This is a genomic window from Streptomyces fildesensis (genome assembly GCF_016107395.1).
Lineage (GTDB): Bacteria > Actinomycetota > Actinomycetes > Streptomycetales > Streptomycetaceae > Actinacidiphila > Actinacidiphila fildesensis.
The window spans coordinates 1-22,638 of record NZ_JAAIKO010000021.1 but is presented as its reverse complement, the minus strand read 5'-3'; the positions used below and the strand labels follow the sequence as shown (position 1 = coordinate 22,638).

Below are 22,638 nucleotides of genomic sequence, written 5' to 3'. Positions count from 1 at the left end.
GTCAGCTGTCCCTCTCACCGGGGGGCAGCGCCAACACCTCGCGCAGAGCCCGCACTTCCTGTGCCTCGGGAACACTAGTTGCCAGCTCCCGGGCGCGGTAGATGATCAGCGCGGAGCGGTGGTCGGCCGGCAGCGTCACGATGGTGTCGGTCGCCAGGACGGCGGCCCCCGCGGGATCCCCATCGGCCGCCAGACACACTGCCTGATCAAGGTGGATGAGCGCGCGGTCCGTGTGGTCACCGAGCGGGTACAGCTCCAGCGCGCGGGCCTGCTGCTCACCGGCACGGGCCGTCTCCCGCAGGTGCGTCCAGGCGTTGCCGCTGTGGAACCTGAACTGCGACTCGCTGTACCCGAAGGCGCTACCGATCCGGTCCGCCGGATCGAGCCGACCGAGCGCGGTGTCCGCCGCTGCAAGTGCCGCGACGGCTTCCTCTCGGCGGCCCAACAGAGCGTGAGCGCGGGCCTCCAGCGGGGCTGCGAGGGCGGGCCCTACGCACGGCAGACCGCCCGCGAGATGCTGCGCCCGGCAGGCCAACTCGACGGCGCCCTCTATGTCGCCGCTGTAGTACTGCTGGTACGCCTCTTGCGCGTACATCCATGACAGGACCTCTCGGTCCTCCGCTGCCGCCGCGGCTGCCCGGCCGGTGCGCCACCAATCGCGGCTCGAAGCGTCACCGAGCTTGAGCAGCGTGAGGGCCATCAGCCCCGACATGTGCGCCACGGCCAGCGTGAGCCGCCGCCGGACGTGAACGGAATGACGGTGCCCGAGGAGCCTTTTCAGGTCGGCGAAATCGCTGAGCAACTCGGGTAGCAGTTCGCCCTCGGGACGGAACCGTGTCGCCCGCCCGTGCCGCGCGACGGTGTAGTCCCACTCGTTCAGGCTCGCGTCCGTCATGGGCCCTGCGGCGAGAGCGTCGGACAACCCAAGCTGAAGGGCCGCTGCTTGGGCGAGGACAGGCATGTCCGCGCGGACACCGGCGAGTGCGATCAACGCGCCGTGTGCGTCGAGGGCCGTGTCCAGGGCAGCGGCAATCGCCTCCGTCGGACGGCGCCGGCCGGTCTCCAGATCGGCCACGTAGGACTTCCCACAGGTGGCACGCTGTGCAAGATCCCGTAAGGAGCGGCTGCCGCGCAGCCTACGGAGTGCCTGTCCGAACGTCTCTTCGCTCATCATCGCCCCGTGTCCGCAGTGTCCGCAGGGGTGCGGACGGCAGCGGACACTCATGTCCTGGGCCCTGCTGCCCGTGCACGTAACGCTACTCCTACAAGCCGATCACTCATGGTGACAGGGAGAAGTCGTGGGCACGGAACACGAGCAGCCGCTGGCGATCGACCCGGAACGGCTGGCGATCAACCAGCTACAGGGGTTGAACTGCGCGCTCTGCAAGGCACGCCTGTACCGCGCCCGGTCGCTCGGTCCCGTGCCCATGGGCACGGGTGTACATGCCGACTACGTCGAGCTCTACGCGTGCGAGCCGTCCTGCGGCGCGACCGTCGTCGCCGAGCCGCACGACTGGTGTTACTACTGCCACGACCCGATCCTCGCCCAGGCCGCGGTTCCCATCGGGTACCGACCCGGGGCTTCCGGTCCCGGCCGCCTCCTCTACGCGGACGCCAAGTGCCGTGTCGCGTACCGGGTGTACCGGCTCGACCAGCACCCTGCGGGCACCGACGGCAGGCCCCGCTACCGCGACCGGGAGCCCTTCGCGCCGCGTTCCGGCTGATGTCGAGCCGTGCGGGGCCCCGACTCCCCGCTGCGGTCCGGCAACCGGGTCGAGCCGGGCGGGCCCGAACGCGAGGGGCCGGGATCGCAGCTGGGGGCACCCCCGGCCGGAGGTTGGGGGAGGGTTCGAAATGCTGCCGAGCTATTTGTGGGCCGCCAGGCCCGTAAATAGTCGATTTCGAACCCTCGCGCCGGAGAGCCCGGCCCCGCCCCACGACGGACCGCCAACTACGCGTACTTCCTCAGCTCACGACGCGCCAGCGACCGCTTGTGCACCTCGTCCGGCCCGTCCGCCAACCGCAACGTTCGCGCCGCCGCCCACAGCTCCGCCAGCGGGAAGTCCTGACCCACGCCCCCCGCGCCGTGCACCTGGATCGCCCGGTCGATGATCGCCTGCACCGCGGCCGGAGTAGCGATCTTGATCGACTGGATCTCGGTGTGCGCGCCCCGGTTGCCGACCGTGTCCATCAGCCAGGCCGTCTTCAGCACCAGCAGCCGCAGCAGTTCGATCTCGACCCGCGCCTCCGCGATCCACTCCTGGACCACACCCTGCTCGGCGATCGGCTTGCCGAACGCCACCCGGTCCGTCGCCCGCCGGCACATGAGCTCGAGGGCGCGCTCCGCCATGCCGATCAGGCGCATGCAGTGGTGGATCCGGCCCGGTCCGAGCCGTGCCTGGGCGATGGCGAAGCCGCCGCCCTCCTCGCCGATCAGGTTCTCGGCCGGCACCCGGACGTCGGTGAAGACCACCTCGGCGTGGCCGCCGTGGTCACCGTCGTCGTAGCCGAACACCCGCATGCCGCGGCGTACTTCGACGCCGGGGGTGTCACGCGGCACGAGGATCTGGCTCTGCTGGCGGTGGCGTTCCGCCGACGGGTCGCTCTTGCCCATCACGATCATGATGGCGCACTTGGGGTTCATCGCCCCGGAGATGTACCACTTGCGGCCGTTGATGACGTACGAGTCACCGTCGCGCTCGATCCGCGTCTCGATGTTCGTGGCGTCCGACGAGGCGACGTCCGGTTCCGTCATCGCGAACGCGGATCGGATCTCACCGGCGAGCAGCGGCTCCAGCCACTGCTTGCGCTGCTGCTCGGTGCCGAACTCGCTCAGCACCTCCATGTTCCCGGTGTCGGGCGCGGCGCAGTTCAGCGCGGGCGGCGCCAGGTGCGGGCTGCGGCCGGTGATCTCGGCCAGCGGCGCGTACTGCAGGTTCGTCAGCCCCGCCCCGCGCTCGCCGGGCAGGAAGAGGTTCCACAATCCCTGCCGCTTGGCCTCCGCCTTCAGCTCCTCCACCATGGGCGGCGCGGACCAGCGGGCGTCGCCCTCGGCCTGCTCGCGCTGGAGGGCGAAGACCGGCTCCGCCGGGTGGACGTGCTCCTCCATGAACGCGGTCAGTCGCGTCCGCAGTTCCTCGGTACGGGCGTCATAGGCGAAATCCATCAGTCCTCAGTCCTCCTGGGGCTGGAGCCGGAGCTTGAGCAGCCCGCGGTCGATGAACGCGGGGACCAGGGAGCCGATCCGGTCGAAACCGGCACCGACGGTCTGGCCCAGCGTGTAGCGGTAGTGGATGCCCTCGAGGATCACGGCGAGCTTGAAGTACGCGAAGGCCGTGTACCAGTCGATGGCGGAGGTGTCGCGGCCGGACCGCTCGGCGTACCGCTCGACCAGTTCCTGGGCACTGGGGTGGCCGGGCGCGTCGCCGGTGGTGGACACGGGCGCGTCCGGGACGGTCTCCTGCTCGCTGTACATCACCAGCAGGCCGAGGTCGGTGAGCGGGTCGCCCAGCGTCGACATCTCCCAGTCCAGGACGGCCCGGACCTGGTCGTCGTCGCCGACGAGAACGTTGTCGAGCCGGTAGTCGCCGTGCACGACGGTGGGCGCGGGCGAGACGGGCAGCGCCTTGCCGAGGGCGGCGTGCAGTTCCGCGATACCGGGCAGCTCCCGGCTGCCGGACGCCTCCAGCTGCTTGCCCCAGCGGCGCAACTGCCGTTCCAGGAAGCCCTCAGGACGTCCGAAGCCGTCGAGACCGGCTGCTGCCGGGTCCACCGCGTGCAGGTCCACCAGGGTGTCGACGAGCCCCAGCACGACGGCGCGGGTGCGCTCCGGGCCGATCCCGGCGAGCTGCGCGGAGGTGCGGTACGGGGTGCCGTCCACGAAGTCCATGACGTAGAACGGCGCGCCGATCACCTCGGGGTCCTCGCACAGCAGCACGGTGCCGGGCACCGGAACCGGGGTGTCGCTCAGCGCGCTGATCACCCGGTGCTCGCGCGTCATGTCGTGCGCGGTGGCCAGGACGTGCCCGAGCGGCGGCCGCCGCACCACCCACCGCGAGACGCCGTCGGTGACGGCGTACGTCAGGTTGGACCGGCCGCCCTCGATCAGCCGGGCGCGCAGTGCGCCGCGCACCAGTCCCGGCCGCTCCCGGTCCAGATGTTCGCGCAGCCGACCGAGGTCGAGCCCCGGTGGATCGGCCGGGGGATTGTCCGGCGAACCGGCCGGCGGATTGCCCGGCGGATTGTCCGGCGAACCGGCCGGGGGATTGCCCGGTGGATTGTCCGTACCGCTCATCGTCTGCTCCTCACCACCCGGCACACCTTGGTCCTGGCGTTCCTGCCATCATGCCGACCAGTCGGTATGTCGTCCAGTAGGGATCCGGAATCCGGTGTTGTGGGCCGGTTCCGGCTGGGAGACTGGCGGCCCGTCCATGCCCTTCGAGGAGCCTAGATGTACATCCCCGCCGCCGCCCTGGACTCGCTCCACGGACTCGCCCACGGGGACGCCTTCGGCGACCGCTGGTTCTCGATGTTCCGGCTCGCGGGCCCCGAGGCGCTGGAGAAACGTGTCCTGCCGCCGCAGGACACCTGGTTGTGGAGCGACGACACCGCGCAGGCGCTCGCGCTCTTCCGGGAGCTGTCGGAGAGCGGCGGCGCGGTCGACCAGGACCGGCTGGCGCGCCGCCTCGCCGACGAGTACGCCGCCGACGACCACCGCGGCTACGGTCCCTCGATGCACGACGTGCTCCGCCGGATCGGTGCGGGGGAGCCGTGGCAGGCCGTGGTGGGCGAGCAGTTCGAGGGCCAGGGCTCCTGGGGGAATGGGGCCGCCATGCGGGTGGCCCCGCTCGGCGCCTGGCACAGCGGCGACCTGGACACGGTCGCCGAACTGGCCGCCCGCCAGGCCGCCGTCTCGCACCACCACCCCGAGGCCGTCGCCGGAGCCGTGGCGGTCGCGGTCGCCGCCGCGCTCACGGCCCGCGGCCGGGGTGGTCCCGCCCCCGCCCGTGCCGAGTTCCTGAGCTCCGTCGCGGACCGGCTCGACGTCTCCGACGTCCGCTCCGGCCTGCGCACCGCCTCCCGGATGTCCGAGTACGCCTCGGTCCGCCATGCCGCCGAAGTGCTCGGCTCCGGATACCGGGTGTCGTCCCCCGACACGGTCCCGTTCGCGCTGTGGTGCGCGGGAAACCACCCCGACGACCTCCAGGAGTGCCTGTGGGCCACCGTCTCCGGCCGCGGCGACATGGACACCACCTGCGCGATCGCGGGCGGTGTGGTCGCCGCCCGCACCGGGGTCGCGGCCCTGCCGGCGGCCTGGCACGCGGCCAGGGAGGCGCTCCCGGCGTGGGTTGACGCGGACTCGGCCCCCGCCTAGCCTCTGGACTTATGGGTGAACAGGATTCACATACGCAGACAGCGGCGGCGAACGCCAGGGCACTGAGGGACTCCGGGGCACTGACGGTGACGGAGGTCAGGCTCACCCCGATCCTGATCGCCGACCCGCCGCTGCTCAACACCCAGGGCGTGCACCAGCCCTTCACCCCGCGCCTGATCATCGAGGTGGTCACCGCCGACGGCACGGTCGGCGTCGGCGAGACGTACGGCGACAGCCGGTACCTGGAGCTGGCCGCGCCCCTGGGCAAGGCTCTGCCCGGCCATGCGGTCAGCGATCTGAACGGGCTGTTCACGCTCGCCGAGCAGGTCTGCGGCGACCCCGACGACGTCTCCGACTCCGTCGACGTCGGCGGGCTGCGCGGGGTGCAGACCGCCGACAAGCTGCGGCTCTCCGTCATCTCCGGGTTCGAGGTCGCCTGCCTCGACGCGCTCGGCAAGATCCTCGGGCTGCCCGTGCACACCCTGCTCGGCGGCAAGGTCCGCGACACCGTCGAGTACAGCGCGTACCTCTTCTACCGCTGGGCGCACCACCCCGGCGCGGACACACCCCGTGACGACTGGGGCGCCGCGCTCGACCCGGCCGGAGTCGTGGCCCAGGCCCGCCGCTTCGCCGACACGTACGGGTTCGCCTCCTTCAAGCTCAAGGGCGGCGTCTTCCCGCCCGACGAGGAGATCGCCGCCGTCAGGGCGCTGGCCGAGGAGTTCCCCGGTCAGCCGCTGCGGCTGGACCCCAACGGCGCCTGGTCCGTGGAGACGTCGCTGCGGGTCGCCGCCGAACTGGGCGACGTCCTCGAATACCTGGAGGACCCGGCCAGCACCACCGCCCGCATGGCGGAGGTCGCGGCCGGCACCGATGTGCCGCTGGCCACCAACATGTGCGTGACGACCTTCCCGGAGATCCGGGAGGCGTTCGCGACGGGCGCCGTCCAGGTCGTGCTGTCCGATCACCACTACTGGGGCGGGCTGCGCAACACCCGTGAACTGGCCGCGATCTGCCGCACCTTCGGCGTCGGCCTGTCCATGCACTCCAACACCCACCTGGGAATCAGCCTCGCCGCCATGACCCACGTGGCCGCGACCGTCCCCAACCTCGACTACGCCTGCGACTCGCACTACCCCTGGCAGACCGACGACGTCATCACGTCCCGGCATGTCTTCACCGACGGCCGGCTCACCGTCTCCGACGCGCCCGGCCTCGGCGTCGAACTCGACCGGGACGCCCTCAAGGTGCTCCACCAGCGCTGGCTGGACGACGACGGCACGATGCGGGACCGCGACGACGCGGCGGCCATGCGCGAGGCCGACCCGCGGTGGTGCACGCCGTCCGTTCCGCGCTGGTGACATTGCCGCCGGGCGGCACCTTGCGGCCCGATAGACACCGCTGAGGCCCGTCCGGCCGATCACGCGCGGCCCCACCCGGAACGGCGGCTCCCGGTGTCGCCGAGGACCGGTCACCGCCGCGTGAACGGGTGCCGGGGGAGCCGCCCGTTCTGCCGCGACGGGCCACCTGCCGGCCGGAGACCGGCTGGACCGGACAGCCATGATCCGCCGGAAGGGCATTACGCGTGGCAGGCCACCGGCACGCCGCCGTTCATCTCCGTCATGTCGGCGAACGCCGCCGCCACGTCCAGCGGGGCGCCCGGCGCGATGCCGTCGAGTTCGGCGTAGACCCGGTGCAGGTTGGCGACCAGCCGCTCGGACTCACGGAGTTGGGCGAAGGCCCCGAGGTCGGCGGCGCGGGCGGTCTGCAGCGGGGTGTGGCCGGCGGCGCGGCCGGTGTCCGCGAGACAGCCGAGGTTGCGCAGATACCGCTCCATGGTGTCGTAGACGCCGGGGTCGGTGACCGGGCCGTGCCCGGGGACGACGATCTCGGCGTCCAGCGACCGCAGCAGGTCCAGCGCGCGCAGCGACCCGGTCAGGGACCCCATCAGGATGAACGGCGTGCCGCCGTTGAAGACCAGGTCACCGGTGAAGACGATGCGCTGGCGCGGCAGCCACACGATGGTGTCGCCCGGCGTGTGGGCCACCCCGGGGTGGAACAGCCGTATTTCCGAGCCGGCCGTGTGCAGCCGCATCGATTCGGAGTACGTGACGGTGGGCGCGGTGATCTCGATGTCGCCGTAGTCGACGTCGGGCCAGACCCCGTGCAGCTGGCGGCCGGCCGCCAGCAGCTCCAGGCGGCACGCGGTGTGCCCGACGACGGTCGAGCCGCCCGCCGCGAACAGGCCGTTGCCGTAGGTGTGGTCGCCGTGGTGGTGGGTGTTGACCACGTACTCCGGATGCGGCACGCCCGCCGTCGTGATGGCGTCCCGCAGCAGCCGGGCACGGCGCTCGGTGGCGGCGGTGTCCACGAGCAGCGTGCTCGTGCCGTCGCTGACGAAGCCCGCGTTGCTCAGGCACCAGCCGCCGTCGGGCTGGCAGAACGCATGGACGTCCGGAGCCAGTTCCATGAGATACGGCTCCGTGCCCGTTGTATCGACAATCGCCGTCGTGCCCATGCGTGCCCTCCCCAGGACTGTCCTCTGACGCCGCCTCGCACTACAGAACGAGCGAGAGCAGCAGGACGAAGCCTAGGGCCACCACCGAGATCACTGTCTCCATCGTCGACCACGACTTGAGGGTCTGCGGGACATCCATCCCGAAGTACTCCTTCACGAGCCAGAACCCGGCGTCGTTGACATGCGAGAAGAACAGCGAGCCGGCTCCGACGGCGAGTACCAGCAGCGCCGCATGAGTTGTCGACATGTCGGTCGCGAGCGGTGCCACGAGGCCGGCCGCGGAGATCGTGGCGACGGTCGCGGAGCCGGTGGCGACCCGGATGAGGACGGCGATCAGCCAGGCGAGCAGCAGCGGTGAGATGTTCCAGCTGTCGGACCAGTTGAGGATCATGTTGCCGACCCCGGCGTCGATCAGCGTCTGCTTGAACCCGCCACCCGCGCCGACGATGAGCAGGATGCCGGCGATCGGGGCGAGCGACTTCTCGACGGTCGAGGAGATCCGTTCCTTGGTGAACCCGGCCGCGCGGCCCATGGTGAACATGGCCAGGACGACGGCGGCGAGCAGCGCGATCAGCGGCGTGCCGAGCACGTCGAAGGTCCGGTAGACCAGGCTCTGCTGGTCGTCGACCATGACGTCCACCAGCGCCTTGGCGAGCATCAGCGCCACCGGCAGCAGCATCGTGCACACCGTCGCGGTGAAGCTGGGACGCCGCTCGAGGTCGTCCGAGGCGCGGGCCGGGGTGAGGTTCTCCGGCGGGTCGACCTTCACCCAGCGGTCGGCCACCCGGCCGAAGAGCGGCCCCGCGATGGCGAGAGTGGGCAGCGCGACGAGGACACCGAGCGCCAGGGTGGTGCCGAGGTCGGCGTGGATGGCGTCGATGGCGGCGAGCGGGCCGGGGTGCGGCGGCACCAGGCCGTGCATGACGGAGAGCCCGGCCAGCGCCGGGATGCCGACCCGCATCAGCGAGTAGTTGCCGCGCCGGGCGACCAGCAGGACTACGGGTATCAGCAGCACGATGCCGACCTCGAAGAAGAGCGGCAGCCCGATCAGGCCCGCGATCCCCGCCATGGCCCATGGCATCCGGCGTTCGCTGGTGCGGGCCAGGATGGTGTCGACGATCTGGTCGGCGCCGCCCGAGTCCGCCAGCAGTTTGCCGAGGACGGCACCGAGCGCGATGAGCACGCCGACCCCCGCGACCGTCGAGCCGAGACCCGTCGTGAAGCTCGTGACGGCCTTCGCCAGCGGTGCGCCCGCCACCGCGCCGAGCACGAGCGAGCCGATGGTGAGGGCGAGGAAGGCGTGCACCTTCCAGCGGGTGATCAGCACGATGATGACGGCGATGCCGACGAGTGCGGCGATGCCGAGCCGGGTGTCACCGGCGGAGGTGATGGGCGGCGCGGTCGTCGCGGCCAGCAGCTCGACGCTGAGTGCAGACACGTTCGTACTCCAGGGGGACGGCGGCGGATGTGGGGGTCAGCGGGGAAGCGCGGCGTACGCGCGCTCGGCGATCTGCTGCGGGCCGCCGTCGATCGTGACGACGGCACCCGCCTCGTCGGCGTCCAGCGGTTCGAGGGCTTCGAGCTGGGAGCGCAGCAGACCGGGCGGCATGAAGTGCTGCATGCGGGCCGCGAGCCGCGCGGCGATCAGCTCGGGCGGGCCGTCCAGGTGCAGGAAGAACAACCGGGGGGCGGCGGCGCGGAGCCGGTCGCGGTAGCGGCGCCGCAGGGCGGAGCAGCTGACCACACCGCCCAGCCCGTCGCGTTCGGTGACCCAGTTCGCGATGGCGTCCAGCCACGGCTCGCGGTCGGAGTCGTCCAGCGGATGGCCGGCCGACATCTTGGCGATGTTCGCCGGCGGGTGGAAGTCGTCCGCCTCGGCGTAGGGGACGCCCAGCCGTTCGGCGAGCAGGCCGCCGACCGTGGACTTGCCCGATCCGGACACGCCCATGACGACGACGACCGGGGGGCTCGGCTGGTGCTGCGGCTGGTGCTGCGCGGGTTCGGCAGTCATGCGCTCGTACCTCCTTGTGCAAGCGGCTGGCACCAATAAACGCCATAGGTACTACTTATTCAAGAGCTCGATATGAAAACGTCATACCAAGGTGGTGGCACATAGGCTGTCACCCATGCCTCAGCAGGGAGAGAGCGGCGGCCTGCACGCCCGCGTACTGGCCGAACTCGGGCCCGCCATCGCCTCGGGCGGCTACCCGCCCGGCACGGTGCTGCGCATCGACGAGCTCGAAGTGCGGTACGGGGTGTCACGCACCGTCGTCCGTGAGGCCGTCCGCGTCCTGGAGGCCATGCACTTGGTCGAGACCCGCCGCCGGGTCGGCGTCACGGTGCGGCGCACCGAGGAGTGGAACGTCTTCGACCCGGCGGTCATCCGCTGGCGGCTGGCCGGCGCCGACCGCCCCCGCCAGCTGCGTTCGCTGACGATGCTGCGCACCGCCGTCGAGCCGGTGGCCGCCGGGCTCGCCGCGCTGGCCGCCACCCCGGGCCAGTGCCGGGAACTGACGGTGCTCGCGTCCGACATGGCCGCGGCCGGCCGGGCCGCGGATCTGGGCGAGTACCTGGTGCACGATGTCGCGTTCCACCGCGTCATGCTCCAGGCCTCGGGCAACGAGATGTTCGCCCGGCTCGGCGATGTCGTGGCCGAGGTGCTGACCGGCCGTACCGAACACCACGTGATGTTCACCGCTCCCGACCCCGAGGCGGTCACGCTGCACGTACGGGTCGCCGAGGCGGTCCGGGCGCGGGACGCGGCCGGCGCGGAGAGCCTGATGCGGGAGATCTGCCTGGGCGCGCTGCGCGAACTGGATATCCTCGCGCCGTAGCGACCATGGGCAGGCGGCTGGAAAACCGGATGACCCGGTCGGCCGGTGGTGATCCACTGGGGCGTATGCCCGCTCGACCGACCGCGTCCCCCGCCGCCCCGCCGCAGCCGTTCCGCTGGAACCTCGCCACGTCCGCGGGTGCCGGCCCGGACCGGCTCGGCACGCTCACCGAGGGCGCGCCGCCGGTCCGGCTCCGCTATCTGCCGTCGCTCACCGAATGCGCCGCGAAGGTGCTGGCCCGCTCCGACGGCGCCGAGCTGTGCTTCGTCGGACGGTCGCTGGACAGCATGTACGACCTGCTGACCGGCGCGTTCGAGGGCTCGTCGTGGGAGGGCCGGCTGCTGCGGCTGCCGGTGTCGTGCACCAGCGACCAGGGCTGGACGCCCGCGATGCGGGCACGATTCCGCGAGCACCTCGCCGCGGCGGGGCTCGACCCGTACGCGCTGGCCCGCCGGAAGCGGCCGGTCGCCCTCGTGGACGTCGTGTTCCGGGGCAACACCTTCGACACCCTGCACCGCGCGCTCGCCGGCTGGATCGAGGAGAGCCGCGAGCCGTGGCCGGTGATCCGCCGCAAGCTGCGCTACGTGGGTGTCACCCAGCGGGGCAGGACCAGCCCGGGCCACTGGCGCTGGCAGCAGGACGCGTCACGCCCGTGGGTGCGTACGCTGCCCGCCGGCCATGTGGTCAATGTGTCGCTCGACCCCGGGACCTGGTCGTGGTTCGGCGACCACCAGCCCAAGGTGCACAGCTCGTTCCCGGCCGTTCGCTGGTTCGACGAGGACGCCGCGGAGCCCTGGTACCACCCGTCGCTCCCGGCCGCGCTCGCCGAATCGCTGGCGCTGGTCGCGGCGGGACGCACCCGCGCGGTGCGAGACGACCTGGTCCGCGCGCTGGGGCGGGAGCCCGGTTTCGCGGGCCGTGAGGTGCGCGCGCTCGCGGCGGCGCTGCGCCGCCGCTGATCCGGACGGGTCTCAGGCGCTTTACCCGGACGGGTCAGGCGTTGTTCTCCATCGCCGGGCGGAGCCGTCCCAGCAGGGCGTAGAGCGTCGCGCTCTCGTCCTCGTCCAGGGCGTCGAGCGCGCCGTGCGTCGCCTGCATCTCCTCGCGCACGCGCCGGATGGTGTCGCGGCCCTCGTCGGTCGCCACGACGTTCTTGACCCGGCGGTCGGCGGGGTCCGCCTCGCGGCGGACGAGCGACCGCGCCTCCAGCCGGTCCACGATCCCGGTGACGTTCGACGCGTCGCACACCAGCAGCGCCGCGAGACCGCGCATCGGCAGCGGGCCGTCGAGCTGGGCGAGGACCTTGGCCTGGGTGGAGGTGAGGCCGTGGTGGGCGGCGGCGGCCGCGAAATCCCGCCACTGGGCGGTGCCGATGGCGGCCAGCAGCTCCAGGAGCTCGAGCTTGGTCGGGACGTTCGGGGTGGTGGCGCTCATGGGTCGAGTGTACTCAAAATGCTTGACGACATCAATCATTAACTTGACGTCCTTAACTATTGAGGTCTACCGTCTGTCGAGTTGCTTGACGACATCAAGCATCCAAGTTGTGAAGCAATGGTGTGAAGCAATGAGAAGGACCCGCCAGCCATGAGCCAAGCCACCACCGCACCCGCCGAAGCCGGGCACCGGAACGAGACGGTCATCGTCTTCGCCCTGAGCCTCGCCGCCATGGTCGTGTCGATGATGCAGACCCTGCCCGTCCCGATCCTGGGCCTGATCCGCAACGACCTCGGCACCTCGACCGCCAACGTCAGCTGGGTGACCACCGCGACCCTGCTGTCCGCCGCGGTCTTCACCCCGCTGCTGGGCCGCTTCGGCGACCAGCACGGCAAGAAGCCGACCCTGGTGGCCGTACTCGGCGTCATGGTCGCGGGTTCCGTCATCGCCGCCCTCGCGACCTCCCTGCCGCTGCTGATCCTCGGCCGGGTGCTCCAGGGCGCCGCCACCGCGATCTTCCCGCTGGCGCTGTCGGTGCTGCGCGAAGAGGTCCGCCCGCAGAAGCTTCCCGGTGCGATGGCACTGGTCAGCGGCACCCTCGCCTTCGGCAGCGGTCTCGCGCTGGTCGCCACGGGCCTGCTCACCTCCGGCCCCGACGCCGACTACCGCAACGCGTTCTGGATGGCGACCGGCTTCGCCGTCCTCGCCCTGGTCGCGGTCGTCACCATGGTCCCCGCGACCCGGCACAAGACCGGCGGCCGCACCGACATCCTCGGCGCGCTCACCCTCGGCATCGCCCTCCTGCTGCTCCTGCTGCCGATCTCGCAGGGCCACGAATGGGGCTGGGCCTCCGGCCGCACGCTGGGCAGCTTCGCCGGCGCCGTCGTCATGGGCGCCGTCTGGGTGCTGACCGAGCTCAAGGTCCGCGAGCCGCTGGTCGACATGCGGATGTTCGTCCACCGCCCGGTGCTGATGGCCAACCTCGCCGGGATCCTCGTCGGCTTCGGCATGTTCGCGAACTTCCTGGGCGTCTCCTACCTCGTCCAGATGCCCAAGGCGCTCACGGGCTACGGTTTCGACGCATCCATCCTCCGGGCCTCCGTCGAGTTCCTGCTCCCCGGCGCGATCGTCTCGCTGCTCGCCTCGCCCATCGGCGGCCGTCTCGTCCGGCACCGCGGCCCGCGGGTCGTGCTCGGCCTGGCCGCAGTGCTCGGCGCCGCCGGCTTCGGCTGGCTGGCCCTCGACCACAGCCACACCGCCTCGGTGATCGGCGCCGGCCTCATCGTCGGTGCGGCCGTCAGCTTCGGCTACGCGGCCATGCCCGCCGTCATCATGGCGAGCGTCCCGCACCACCAGAGCGGTATCGCCAACGGCATCAACTCGATCTCCCGCTCCACCGGCAGCGCGATCGGCAGCGCCGTGGTCACCACCATCCTGGCGTCGAAGACGATCGAGCACCTGCCCGCCGGAGCACCGCCGCTGCCCGCCGAATCCGGCTTCAGCCTCACCTTCGGTATCGCGGCCGTCTCCTTCGCACTGGTCGGGCTGGTCAGCTGGCTCGGCTTGCGGACCAACCACGGACCCCGGACCGTCGAGGTGACGGCTTCCGCCGCCGGTACCGTCCCGTCCCCCCTCAAGGCGGCCGAGCAGTCCGACGCGACCGACAAGGCCGGCGTCGTCTGATCCCCGCCCGATCCCCCCACGGCGTACAGGAGCCATCACCATGAAGGCCGTCAGTTACCGCAGCTACGGAGGGCCCGAGGCCCTGGAGTACGGCGAGCGCCCCGACCCCAAGGTCGGACCGGACACCGTCCTGGTGAAGGTCAGGGCCGCGGCGGTCAACCCCGTCGACTGGAAGGCGCAGGCCGGCTACCTGGACTCGATGCTCGACGCGGTCTACCCCGTCATTCCCGGCTGGGACGTCTCCGGCGTCGTCGTCAGGACCGGTCCCGACGTCCCGGAGTTCGAGGAGGGCGACGAGGTCATCGGCTATGTGCGCGAGGACTTCCTGTCCCGCGGCACGTTCGCCGAGTACGTCGGCGCCCCGGTCCGCACGCTGGCCCGCAAGCCGTCCAACCTCAGCTTCGAGCAGGCCGCCGGCCTTCCGCTGGCGGGCCTGACCGCCTACCAGGCGCTCCTCGGCGAGCTGAACGTCGGCAAGGGCGACACGGTCCTCATCCACGCCGCGGCAGGCGGCGTGGGCTCCATGGCCGTCCAGATCGCCAAGCACCTCGGCGCCCGGGTGATCGGCACCGCGGGCGAGCGCAACCACGAGTACCTGCGCGGGCTGGGCGCGGAACCGGTGACCTACGGGGACGGCCTCGCCGACCGCGTACGGGCGCTGGCCCCAGACGGCGTGCACGCCGTACTGGACCTGGTCGGCGGCGACGCCCTGACCGTCTCCCCGGGCCTGCTCGTCGACAGCGGCCGGCTGGTCTCCATCGCCGACCCGGCGGTGCTGGGCATGGGCGGCCGGTTCCAATGGGTGCGCCCGGACGCCACGGACCTCTCGGCCCTCAGCGACCTCGCCGAAGCCGGTGTGATCACCGTGGAGGTCGCCGCCGCCTTCCCGCTGGAGCGGGCGGCGGACGCGCAGCGGCTCAGCGCCGAGGGCCACACCCGCGGCAAGATCGTCGTCACCATGTGACCCGTCCGGTCCCCGGCCCGGGCGTCACCACAGCACGGCCGCCCCGAAGACGGCCAGCGCCACCGTGCACCCCACCACCGCCGCGGCCGCCCGTGATGTCATCACGGGCGGCCGCGGCGCGTCCATGAGGCGGATCCTGCGCTGGGCGACGAGCAGGAAGGCGAGCCAGACCAGGGCACCGAGCGCCACTCCCACGATCCCCACGCCGGACAGCCCCCGGTGGACCGCCTGCCGGCCCGCGAGCACCGCGGCGACCGCGCACGACAGGGTCGTCCGCCGCCAGGCCAGCCGGGTCCGCTCCGGCTGCAGACCGGGATCGCGGTCCCGCACTCCCGCGGGCCTTTCCGGCAAGGCCTAGCCCGCCCGGCCGAGCAGCACGATCGCCACCATCACCACCGCGATGCCCGCCACGAGCACGGCCAGCAGCGTCGGGAAGCGGGAGAGCGGCAGGTCCTCGTTCCGGCGCATGGCCCGCTCGCAGCGCACCCAGTAGTTGACGGCCCGCACCGCGCACATCGCGCCGCCCACCAGCAGCGCCAGCGCCAGGACGACCCGGACGGTCCGCGGCAGGTCCGGCAGGAACTGGTCCACCGCGAAGCCGCCGCCGATCAGCGCCAGCGCGGTCCGGATCCAGGCCAGGAACGTGCGCTCGTTGGCCAGCGAGAACCGGTAGTCGGGCGTCTCGCCCTCCGCCTGCACCCGGGCCGGCGAGAACCACAGCCCGACCGCCGACACCCCGGCCCGCAGCCTGCCGGGCAGCGCCCGTACGAAGACGATCACCCGGTCACTGTACGTCCGGACCCGGTACCGGACCCGGACGCCGGGTGTCCGGCCGGTGTCCGGCGCGCGTGTGTGCGGTGAGGGGAGCCTCCACCGGCACGTTCTTCGGCCGGCACGTTCTTTGGCCAGGACGACTACGCCACAGGAGGCCGCCCACGCCACTCGCGCAGCCTGTGGAACGCGTCGAGGCCGTCCGGGACCCACTCCCATTCGGACAGCCGCCGCTCCAGCTCGCCGTCGGTCAGGAAGGTGTGCCAGGCGACCTCCTCGACCTGCGGGGAGACCGGGAGTTCGCACCGCACCTCGTACACCTGGGACCACCAGGAGTGCCCGTCCCGCTCGTAGAGGAACTTGAACAGCGGTACGGGCCGCGCCAGTCCCGACACCCCCAGCTCCTCCTCGGCCTCCCGCAGCGCGGCCTCGTCGTACGTCTCGCCCGCTCCGACGACCCCGCCCACGAACATGTCGTACAGCGACGGGAAGACCAGCTTCACCGCGGTGCGGCGGTGCACGAACGTCCGTCCCTCGCCGTCCTTCACCAGCACGAACGCGCAGCGGTGCCGCAGCCCGCGGGCGTACGCCTCGGCCCGCCGCTCCTGGCCGACGACCTCGTCGTTCTCGTCGACGATGTCCAGCAGCTCGTCCGCGGAACGCGGTCGGGCGGGGGCGCCGGTCACCGGGTCGAGGCGTTCCACGACGCGGAACCGCTGGGCGACGACCAGGGTCTCGTCGGTGACGGTGAACTCCGGGTCGCCGATCGCGTCGCGCATCTCCTGGCTGTGCCAGAACCCTTCATGGTTCGCCCGCCACTGCGCGACGGTCCGGTCGCCCTCGCCCTCGTCCACCGCGTGCGCCAGATCCACCTCGGCGAGCGGCAGGACGCGGACCTCCGTGGTCTCCAGCACGGCCACCGGCCGGTCCGCCGAATCGATCAGGGCGGACCGTTCGCCGACGACGGGCAGCGCGTCGCCGCAGTACTCGTAGTCCTCGACGAGCCCGGTCGTGGAGATCTTCTCCCCGGACAGGACCGCGGCGACCAGCCGGTCGCGCAGCGGACCGGGGAAGGCGAGTTCGAACGGCGGGAGATCATCGTAGGAGCCCATGGAGCCAGCCTAGGTCGCGGCGTCAAAGGCTGGGCAATGGCGTCAAAGGCGTTTCCTGGGACGGCTCCTGGCCCGTGACGGCGGCGCGCGTGGCGCGCAGTTCGCGGATCAGGACGCGCACGGCGAGCGACCGTGCCATCTCCGGAGTGGTGACATGGCCGACGTGCCGGGTCGGGCGGCCCCAGGGACTCCCCACCGCCGGGAACTTCGCCTTCGTCGAGGAGGCCGTCCCGGTACCGGGCCCCGGTCCCGCCCCGGTCGAGAACATCTACCTGTCCGTCGATCCCTGCATGCGCGAGGTGATGGACGAGGGCGGCTGGGATCTCCACGCGCCGCTGGACGGCCGCGCGATCGGCCGCGTCGTCGAGTCCCACGACCCGGCGCCGGCCGTCGGCGGCCTCGTCCGGCACCGGGTCGCCTGGCACGCCCACGCGCTGGTGACGGCCGCCGGCGCCCGGGTGCTGCCGGATCTGCCGGGAGTCCCGCGGCGCGCCACCTCAGCGTGCTCGGCGGCACCGGCCTCAGCGCGTACGTCGGCCTGGCGAAGGTCGCCCGCGTCCAGCCGGGGGAGACGGTGTTCATCTCGGCCGCCGCCGGCGGCGTCGGCACCGCGGCCGGTCAGATCGCCCGGCTGCTCGGCGCCGGGCGCGTCATCGGCAGCGCCGGATCCGCCGCCAAGGTCAAACACCTCACCGAGGACGAACACCGGCAAGGCGATCGTCCAGGTCAGCCCGGTGTGACCGCACCGGTCACGTCAGCCTGGTGTGACCGCCCCGGTGACAGGATCCGCGACACCGTCGGTACCGGACCCCGCCCGGCGGTCGCGTACCACGACGGTCGCCATCGCGACGACGACACCGGCGACCGCGTACGCCGCCAGCACCCACAGCGGGCCGGCCGTTGCGCTCCCGCCGAAGTACACGGTGTTGCGGACCGCCGTGGTGCCCGCGCCCGGCGGCAGGGACTGCCCGATCGCGCTCCAGAAGCGCGGCAGCAGCGACGCCGGATAGACGCCTCCCGCGCTCGGATTGCCCATCACGACGAAGAGCAGGATCGACAGCCCGATGCCGATGATGCCGAAGAGCGTCTGCAGAGCCGTGGTGACGGCGGCGGCCGCGAAGACCACCAGCGCGCCGATCGCCCACAGCGCCACGAAGTGGCCTGTCAGCGCCGAGAACACCGGATCCACGATGATCGCCCCGCCGAGCCCGGAGACCACCGAGAAGAGCGCGAGGGTGCCGAGCCGGATCGCCGTACGGTGCCGGTTGACCGGCCGGGCGCCGCCCGCCACACCCAGGATCGAGGCGGTCAGATAGCCGCCCACCACCCAGCCGATGACCAGGTAGAACGAGCTCAGCCCGCGGCCGTCCTCCTTGTTGGGGGCCTTGATGTCGGTGACCGTCACCTGCCGGTGCTGGGTCTTCTCGACGCTCTGCGCGATCTGCGCGGCGGTCTGCGACACCGAGGGGCCGCCCGCGGACGCCACCAGCAGCGAATCGGTCTTCCCCGCCGGGTTGATGAGGATCGCGGCGTCCACCGTACGGTTCATGATCTGCCGCCGCGCCTCGGCCTCGTCGGCCACCACGACCGCCTTCACCGGCTCGCCCGGCAGCCCGTTGAGCTGTGCGGCCACCTTGCCCGCCACCTGCGCGGGCGCCACGACGGCGGCCGGGATCCGGTGCGGGGTGGGGGAGTGGAACGCGCCCAGGTACGACACGATGAAGGCCAGCTGGATCAGCAGACCTCCGACGACCAGCAGGAAAGCCCGGAAGCTGATCGCGTCCCGCAGCTCGGCCGCGAACCCGCCCGATCCGTCCGGCAGCGCCGGAACACCCCGTGAGGCGCCGGAATCCGGGGTGGTGGAACCGGAATCCTGGGCGGTGGAAGGTGTTTCGTCCGGCGGCGGAGGGGTCGTCCCTGCAGAGCTCATGCACGAACGTTAGGCGGCCTACGCTTTCGACGCGAGAGGGGGTGCTCCGTACGGGCCCCTTGCCGGGTGGCCACTGCACGCGAAATGCTGCGCGCGGCCACCACTGCCCAGCACCGACCAGGAGTGACCGTCATGCCGGCACCGTTCGACGTCCTGCGTATCGCCAACTGCTCGGGCTTCTACGGCGACCGGCTGTCCGCCGCCCGCGAGATGGTCGAAGGCGGGCCGATCGACGTATTGACCGGTGACTACCTCGCCGAACTGACCATGCTGATCCTGTGGAAGGCACGGCAGCGCGACCCCGACGCCGGCTACGCCGTCTCCTTCCTCGCCCAGATGCACGAGGTGCTCGGCAGCTGTCTGGAACGCGGCATCAAGGTCGTCGTCAACGCGGGCGGCCTCAACCCGGCCGGACTCGCCGCCAAACTCGGCGAACTGGCCGCGCTCGGCGGCCTCCACCCCACCATCGCCCACCTGGAGGGCGACGACCTCCTCGACCGTCTCCCCGAGCTGCGCGAGAAGGGTCACGGGTTCGCCAACCTGTCCACCGGCCGGCTCCTCGCCGACTCCGGCATCGAGCCCGTCACCGCCAACGCGTACCTCGGCGGCTGGGGCATCGCCCGCGCGCTGCGCGCCGGCGCCGACGTGGTCATCTGCGGCCGGGTCACCGACGCCGCGCTCGTCACCGGACCGGCCGCCTGGGCCTTCGACTGGGCGCTCGACGACTGGGACCGGCTCGCCGGGGCGGTCGCCGCGGGCCACATCATCGAATGCGGCGCCCAGGCCACCGGCGGCAACTTCTCCTTCTTCACCGAGATCGAGTACCCGGTGCACCCCGGCTTCCCCATCGCCGAGATGCACCCCGACGGCTCCTGCGTCATCACCAAGCACGAGGGGACCGGCGGCGCGGTCACCGTCGACACCGTCACGGCGCAACTGCTCTACGAGATCGAGCGGCCCGAGTACCTGAACGCCGATGTCGTCGCCCGCTTCGACACCCTGCGCCTGGAGCAGGAGGGCCCCGACCGGGTCCGGGTCACCGGCACCCGCGGCGAGCCCGCGCCCGACACCCTCAAGGTCTGCCTCAACTACCTCGGCGGCTTCCGCAACAGCGCCACCTTCGTGCTGACCGGCCTCGACATCGAGGCCAAGGCGCGGTTCGCGGAGGCGTCCCTGCTCGACGCGACGGGCGGCAGCGACCGGTTCGACGAGTTCGACCTGCGGATGGAACGGCCCGCGGCCGACACCGCCCGGCTGACGCTGACCGTCAAGGACCCCGACCGCGACAAGGTCGGCCGCGCGCTGTTCACCGCGGTCGCCGGCACGGCGCTGGCGAGCTACCCCGGCTTCTATCTGGAACAGGCGTCCCCCCGGCCCACCGAGTACGGGGTGTACTGGCCCGCGCTGGTCGCCGCCGACGAGGTGCCGGCCCAGGTCGTGCTGGCCGACGGCACCAGACTGGACGTGCCGAGGCCGCCGACGGTGGCGCGGGTGCGTCAGGAGCGGCCGGCCGCCGGCTCCGAGCCACGCCCGGCCGTGCCGTCCGGCCCCACCGTCCGGGCACCGCTCGGGCGGCTGGTCGGTGCCCGCTCCGGCGACAAGGGCGGCGACGCCAACATCGGCCTGTGGGCCCGCACCGACGAGGCCTACGCGTGGCTCCGCGCCCACCTCGGCGTCGACGAGCTGCGGCTGCTGCTCCCGGAGTCCGCCGAGCTGGAGGTCGTCCGCTACGAACTGCCCAACCTGCGCGCCCTCAACTTCGTCCTGCACGGCCTGCTCGGCGAGGGCGTCGCCGCCTCCACCCGCCCCGACCCGCAGGCCAAGAGCCTGGGCGAGTATCTGCGGGCCCGCCCGGTCGACATTCCCATGGATCTTTTGCCTGGAGCGTGAATCTCTTTGCCCGGCGTGTAGATCTCTTTGCCCAAGTGCTGACGGTCGTCTGCGTACCGTAGGAAGCGGCCCACCGCAAGAGGCGGGTGGGCATTCCGAGGGGGGCATTTCGATGGACCAGTCGATTCTGCACAAGGCGATCTTCCTGCTGCGCGACTGCCACGAGTCCGAGCAGCAGGTGGTCACCCGGCTCAAGGACTACTTCCCCGACCTGGACCTCAGCGCCCGCGAGCGCTACACCAGCGAGGCGATGGACCTGGTCCACGGAGTGCACCCGGGCATCTGACAGGCGTACGGCATCAGGGACCCGTCGGCAGGGACCCGTCGGCACGGACCCGACGTCCAGGCGGGCCGGTGCGCAATGATCGGGATATGAGCAACCTCGATGTGAAGCCCGCACCGACCGTGTGCGGCGGCCGCGAAGACGTCTCGGCCGAGCCCGTCCACGAGCTCCTCACCGCGCGCACCGTCACGCTCGGCGAGAGCACCCAGGTACGGCGCCTCCTGCCGAACCTGGGCCGCCGGATGGTCGGCGCCTGGTGCTTCGTCGACCACTACGGCCCCGACGACATCGCGCGCGAGTCCGGGATGCAGGTCCCGCCGCATCCGCACATGGGCCTGCAGACGGTGAGCTGGCTGCACGACGGCGAGGTGCTGCACCGCGACAGCCTCGGCAGTCTGCAGACCGTACGCCCCCGCGAGCTGGGACTGATGACCTCCGGCCGGGCCATCTCGCACTCCGAGGAATCGCCGCGCGACCACCCCCGGCTCCTGCACGGCGCCCAACTCTGGGTCGCCCTCCCGGAGGCCCACCGGAACACCGCGCCGGCCTTCGAGCACCACGCCGACCTGCCGGTCGTCACCGGAGGCGGCGGTCTGCACGCCACCGTCATCATGGGCGAACTGGACGGCGCCGTCTCACCCGGCACCACCCACACCCCCCTCGTCGGCGCCGACCTCGCCCTGGCAGCGGGCACCGACACCCGCCTGCCGCTCCGCCCCGACTTCGAGTACGCGGCCCTGACGATGTCCGGCGAGGCCGAGGTCGACGGCGTACGCCTCGCCCCTGGCTCGATGCTCTACCTCGGCTGCGGCCGCCGCGACCTCGCGATCCGCGCCGACGTGGACAGCGGCCTGATGCTGCTCGGCGGCGAGCCCTTCGACGAGAAGATCGTCATGTGGTGGAACTTCGTCGGTCGGTCGAACGAGGACATCGCACAGGCCCGTTCGGACTGGATGAGCGGCTCTCGCTTCGGGGATGTGAGGGGCTACGACGGAGCTCCGCTGCCCGCCCCGGAACTGCCTCCCGTGCCCCTGAAGCCGCGGGGACGGGTGCGCTGAGCCGGGCTTTCGATCCGGGGACGGATCTTTCTTCGGGTGACGGTCGCTCAGGCCGTTCCCGGCTCACCCGTGTTGCTGAGCAGCCGGTCCACGAGGAGTTCCGGGTAGCCCGTGGCCGGGGGGTCGATGCCGAAGATCGCTCGTACGTAGAGCGGTGCGATGAGCTGGTCGAGGATCTCTTCGAGGGGCGGGGGGATCTCGCCGCGGGCCGCGGCCCGCTCACGGATGCGTTCGATGGACTGGATCCGGCGTTCGAAGTGCTGGGCGCGTTCCCCCTGCGCCGGGGCGCTGCCCGGCATCGACAGGGCGACGGCCCGCACGAGGAGCCGGCCTTCGGGTTTGCGGATGCTCGCGACCCCCGCTTCCGCCCAGGCGATGAGGTCGCCGCGCAGGGTGCCGGTGTCCGCCAGCGGCCAGTCGCGCTCGAGCCGGGCGACGACCACGTCGGCCAGGAGCGCCTCACGGCTGCCCCAGCGCCGGTAGACGCTGGTGTGGTTCACCCCGGCGCGCTGCGCGATCGCGGGAATGGTCAGGTCCGCGCCCCCGGGGTCGGACAGCAGGTCGATGACCGCCTGATGGACGGCCGAGCGGACCTGCTCGGGGCTCTTGCGGATGCGGGGAGTCGACGGTTTCGGGGTCACCCCCACATCGTAAGCACAAATATTTGCTTCGCTGCGCTCGGAGGGTCTACAGTTCTGGCGTACGCACAGATCTGTGCTTAAGGAGAGCGTGATGAAGCAGCTGCTGTTCCCGGACAACACCCAGTTCTGGTACGAGACCCTGCGGT

At 71.8% G+C, this 22,638-nt stretch carries 23 protein-coding genes and 1 pseudogene; 11 read left to right on the top strand and 13 right to left on the bottom strand.

All coding sequences use genetic code 11. The features are described from left to right. Position 1 precedes the first annotated feature (1 nt). Positions 2-1,171 (bottom strand): NsdA family TPR-like regulatory protein, encoded by a 1,170-nt coding sequence (locus tag C6N31_RS24750; RefSeq protein WP_232485611.1) that lies wholly within the window; start codon positions 1,169-1,171, stop codon positions 2-4. A gap of 127 nt (positions 1,172-1,298) precedes the next feature. Between C6N31_RS24750 and C6N31_RS24745 the strand changes: the two genes are divergently transcribed. After that, the gene (locus tag C6N31_RS24745; RefSeq protein ID WP_138353291.1) at positions 1,299-1,724 is read left to right on the top strand and encodes a hypothetical protein; all 426 of its coding nucleotides are present in this window, start codon (positions 1,299-1,301) and stop codon (positions 1,722-1,724) included. A gap of 227 nt (positions 1,725-1,951) precedes the next feature. Here the strand turns inward: C6N31_RS24745 and C6N31_RS24740 are convergent, their stop codons facing one another. Both C6N31_RS24740 and C6N31_RS24735 read right to left on the bottom strand, forming a co-directional pair. Then, positions 1,952-3,166 (bottom strand): acyl-CoA dehydrogenase family protein, encoded by a 1,215-nt coding sequence (locus C6N31_RS24740; protein ID WP_138353290.1) that lies wholly within the window; start codon positions 3,164-3,166, stop codon positions 1,952-1,954. A gap of 6 nt (positions 3,167-3,172) precedes the next feature. Further along, positions 3,173-4,294, bottom strand: coding sequence for a phosphotransferase family protein (locus C6N31_RS24735; RefSeq protein ID WP_138353289.1), 1,122 nt, complete (start codon positions 4,292-4,294; stop codon positions 3,173-3,175). 156 nt (positions 4,295-4,450) lie between these two features. On the opposite strand from C6N31_RS24735, the gene C6N31_RS24730 reads away from it, so the two are divergent. Beyond that, on the top strand, positions 4,451-5,374 hold the full coding sequence (locus tag C6N31_RS24730) for an ADP-ribosylglycohydrolase family protein (RefSeq protein WP_138353288.1): 924 nt from the start codon (positions 4,451-4,453) through the stop codon (positions 5,372-5,374). Positions 5,375-5,454: 80 nt separating this feature from the next. Then, a complete protein-coding gene (locus C6N31_RS24725) occupies positions 5,455-6,735 on the top strand; it encodes a glucarate dehydratase family protein (RefSeq protein WP_232485619.1) in 1,281 nt (426 codons plus the stop codon). Between the two features lie 218 nt (positions 6,736-6,953). Here C6N31_RS24725 and C6N31_RS24720 read toward each other — a convergent pair whose 3' ends face one another. The 3 genes from C6N31_RS24720 to C6N31_RS24710 are packed head-to-tail and all read right to left on the bottom strand — an operon-like array spanning position 6,954 to position 9,903. Next, positions 6,954-7,892 carry an MBL fold metallo-hydrolase gene (locus C6N31_RS24720; RefSeq protein ID WP_198358249.1) on the bottom strand — a complete coding sequence of 313 codons (939 nt, stop codon included), beginning with the start codon at positions 7,890-7,892 and terminating at the stop codon, positions 6,954-6,956. Positions 7,893-7,932: 40 nt separating this feature from the next. Then, a complete protein-coding gene (locus C6N31_RS24715; RefSeq protein ID WP_198358248.1) occupies positions 7,933-9,330 on the bottom strand; it encodes a GntP family permease in 1,398 nt (465 codons plus the stop codon). 36 nt (positions 9,331-9,366) lie between these two features. Then, positions 9,367-9,903, bottom strand: a complete 537-nt coding sequence (locus tag C6N31_RS24710) for a gluconokinase (RefSeq protein ID WP_138353284.1) — start codon at positions 9,901-9,903, stop codon at positions 9,367-9,369. 115 nt (positions 9,904-10,018) lie between these two features. Here C6N31_RS24710 and C6N31_RS24705 point away from each other — a divergent pair, with 115 nt between their 5' ends. Together C6N31_RS24705 and C6N31_RS24700 are read left to right on the top strand one after the other, a co-directional pair. Then, entirely contained in the window at positions 10,019-10,726 is a 708-nt protein-coding gene (locus tag C6N31_RS24705; protein WP_138353283.1) for a FadR/GntR family transcriptional regulator, read from the top strand. Between the two features lie 65 nt (positions 10,727-10,791). Further along, the gene (locus C6N31_RS24700) at positions 10,792-11,685 is read left to right on the top strand and encodes a hypothetical protein (protein ID WP_138353282.1); all 894 of its coding nucleotides are present in this window, start codon (positions 10,792-10,794) and stop codon (positions 11,683-11,685) included. A gap of 34 nt (positions 11,686-11,719) precedes the next feature. On the opposite strand, the gene C6N31_RS24695 is transcribed toward C6N31_RS24700, so the two are convergent. Further along, positions 11,720-12,160 (bottom strand): MarR family winged helix-turn-helix transcriptional regulator, encoded by a 441-nt coding sequence (locus C6N31_RS24695; protein ID WP_138353281.1) that lies wholly within the window; start codon positions 12,158-12,160, stop codon positions 11,720-11,722. Positions 12,161-12,310: 150 nt separating this feature from the next. Here C6N31_RS24695 and C6N31_RS24690 point away from each other — a divergent pair, with 150 nt between their 5' ends. Further along, positions 12,311-13,843, top strand: coding sequence for an MFS transporter (locus C6N31_RS24690; RefSeq protein WP_138353280.1), 1,533 nt, complete (start codon positions 12,311-12,313; stop codon positions 13,841-13,843). A 40-nt stretch (positions 13,844-13,883) separates the two neighbouring features. Further along, the gene (locus C6N31_RS24685; RefSeq protein ID WP_138353279.1) at positions 13,884-14,807 is read left to right on the top strand and encodes an NADP-dependent oxidoreductase; all 924 of its coding nucleotides are present in this window, start codon (positions 13,884-13,886) and stop codon (positions 14,805-14,807) included. 24 nt (positions 14,808-14,831) lie between these two features. Here C6N31_RS24685 and C6N31_RS24680 read toward each other — a convergent pair whose 3' ends face one another. The 4 genes and pseudogenes from C6N31_RS24680 to C6N31_RS44160 form a co-directional block, all read right to left on the bottom strand. Continuing rightward, positions 14,832-15,137: a DUF202 domain-containing protein gene (locus C6N31_RS24680; RefSeq protein WP_198358247.1), complete on the bottom strand. Its 306-nt coding sequence runs from the start codon at positions 15,135-15,137 to the stop codon at positions 14,832-14,834. A gap of 24 nt (positions 15,138-15,161) precedes the next feature. After that, positions 15,162-15,587, bottom strand: coding sequence for a YidH family protein (locus tag C6N31_RS44165; protein ID WP_244809106.1), 426 nt, complete (start codon positions 15,585-15,587; stop codon positions 15,162-15,164). A gap of 134 nt (positions 15,588-15,721) precedes the next feature. Beyond that, positions 15,722-16,264 carry an NUDIX domain-containing protein gene (locus tag C6N31_RS24670; protein ID WP_307811541.1) on the bottom strand — a complete coding sequence of 181 codons (543 nt, stop codon included), beginning with the start codon at positions 16,262-16,264 and terminating at the stop codon, positions 15,722-15,724. A 72-nt stretch (positions 16,265-16,336) separates the two neighbouring features. Next, positions 16,337-16,690, bottom strand: a pseudogene (locus C6N31_RS44160) (ASCH domain-containing protein); the annotation flags it as partial. A 149-nt stretch (positions 16,691-16,839) separates the two neighbouring features. Here C6N31_RS44160 and C6N31_RS24665 point away from each other — a divergent pair. Next, positions 16,840-17,430: a hypothetical protein gene (locus C6N31_RS24665; RefSeq protein WP_381587941.1), complete on the top strand. Its 591-nt coding sequence runs from the start codon at positions 16,840-16,842 to the stop codon at positions 17,428-17,430. 14 nt (positions 17,431-17,444) lie between these two features. Here C6N31_RS24665 and C6N31_RS24660 read toward each other — a convergent pair whose 3' ends face one another. After that, positions 17,445-18,620 carry a DUF3533 domain-containing protein gene (locus C6N31_RS24660; protein ID WP_138353276.1) on the bottom strand — a complete coding sequence of 392 codons (1,176 nt, stop codon included), beginning with the start codon at positions 18,618-18,620 and terminating at the stop codon, positions 17,445-17,447. 132 nt (positions 18,621-18,752) lie between these two features. Here C6N31_RS24660 and C6N31_RS24655 point away from each other — a divergent pair, with 132 nt between their 5' ends. The 3 genes from C6N31_RS24655 (at position 18,753) to C6N31_RS24645 (ending at position 21,851) form a co-directional block, all read left to right on the top strand. Continuing rightward, the gene (locus C6N31_RS24655; RefSeq protein WP_138353275.1) at positions 18,753-20,510 is read left to right on the top strand and encodes an acyclic terpene utilization AtuA family protein; all 1,758 of its coding nucleotides are present in this window, start codon (positions 18,753-18,755) and stop codon (positions 20,508-20,510) included. Positions 20,511-20,622: 112 nt separating this feature from the next. After that, the gene (locus C6N31_RS24650; RefSeq protein ID WP_187144815.1) at positions 20,623-20,796 is read left to right on the top strand and encodes a hypothetical protein; all 174 of its coding nucleotides are present in this window, start codon (positions 20,623-20,625) and stop codon (positions 20,794-20,796) included. A gap of 86 nt (positions 20,797-20,882) precedes the next feature. Continuing rightward, positions 20,883-21,851 carry a pirin family protein gene (locus tag C6N31_RS24645; protein WP_198358245.1) on the top strand — a complete coding sequence of 323 codons (969 nt, stop codon included), beginning with the start codon at positions 20,883-20,885 and terminating at the stop codon, positions 21,849-21,851. A gap of 47 nt (positions 21,852-21,898) precedes the next feature. Here the strand turns inward: C6N31_RS24645 and C6N31_RS24640 are convergent, their stop codons facing one another. Then, a complete protein-coding gene (locus C6N31_RS24640) occupies positions 21,899-22,492 on the bottom strand; it encodes a TetR/AcrR family transcriptional regulator (RefSeq protein WP_244809104.1) in 594 nt (197 codons plus the stop codon). Between the last annotated feature and the right edge of the window lie 146 nt (positions 22,493-22,638).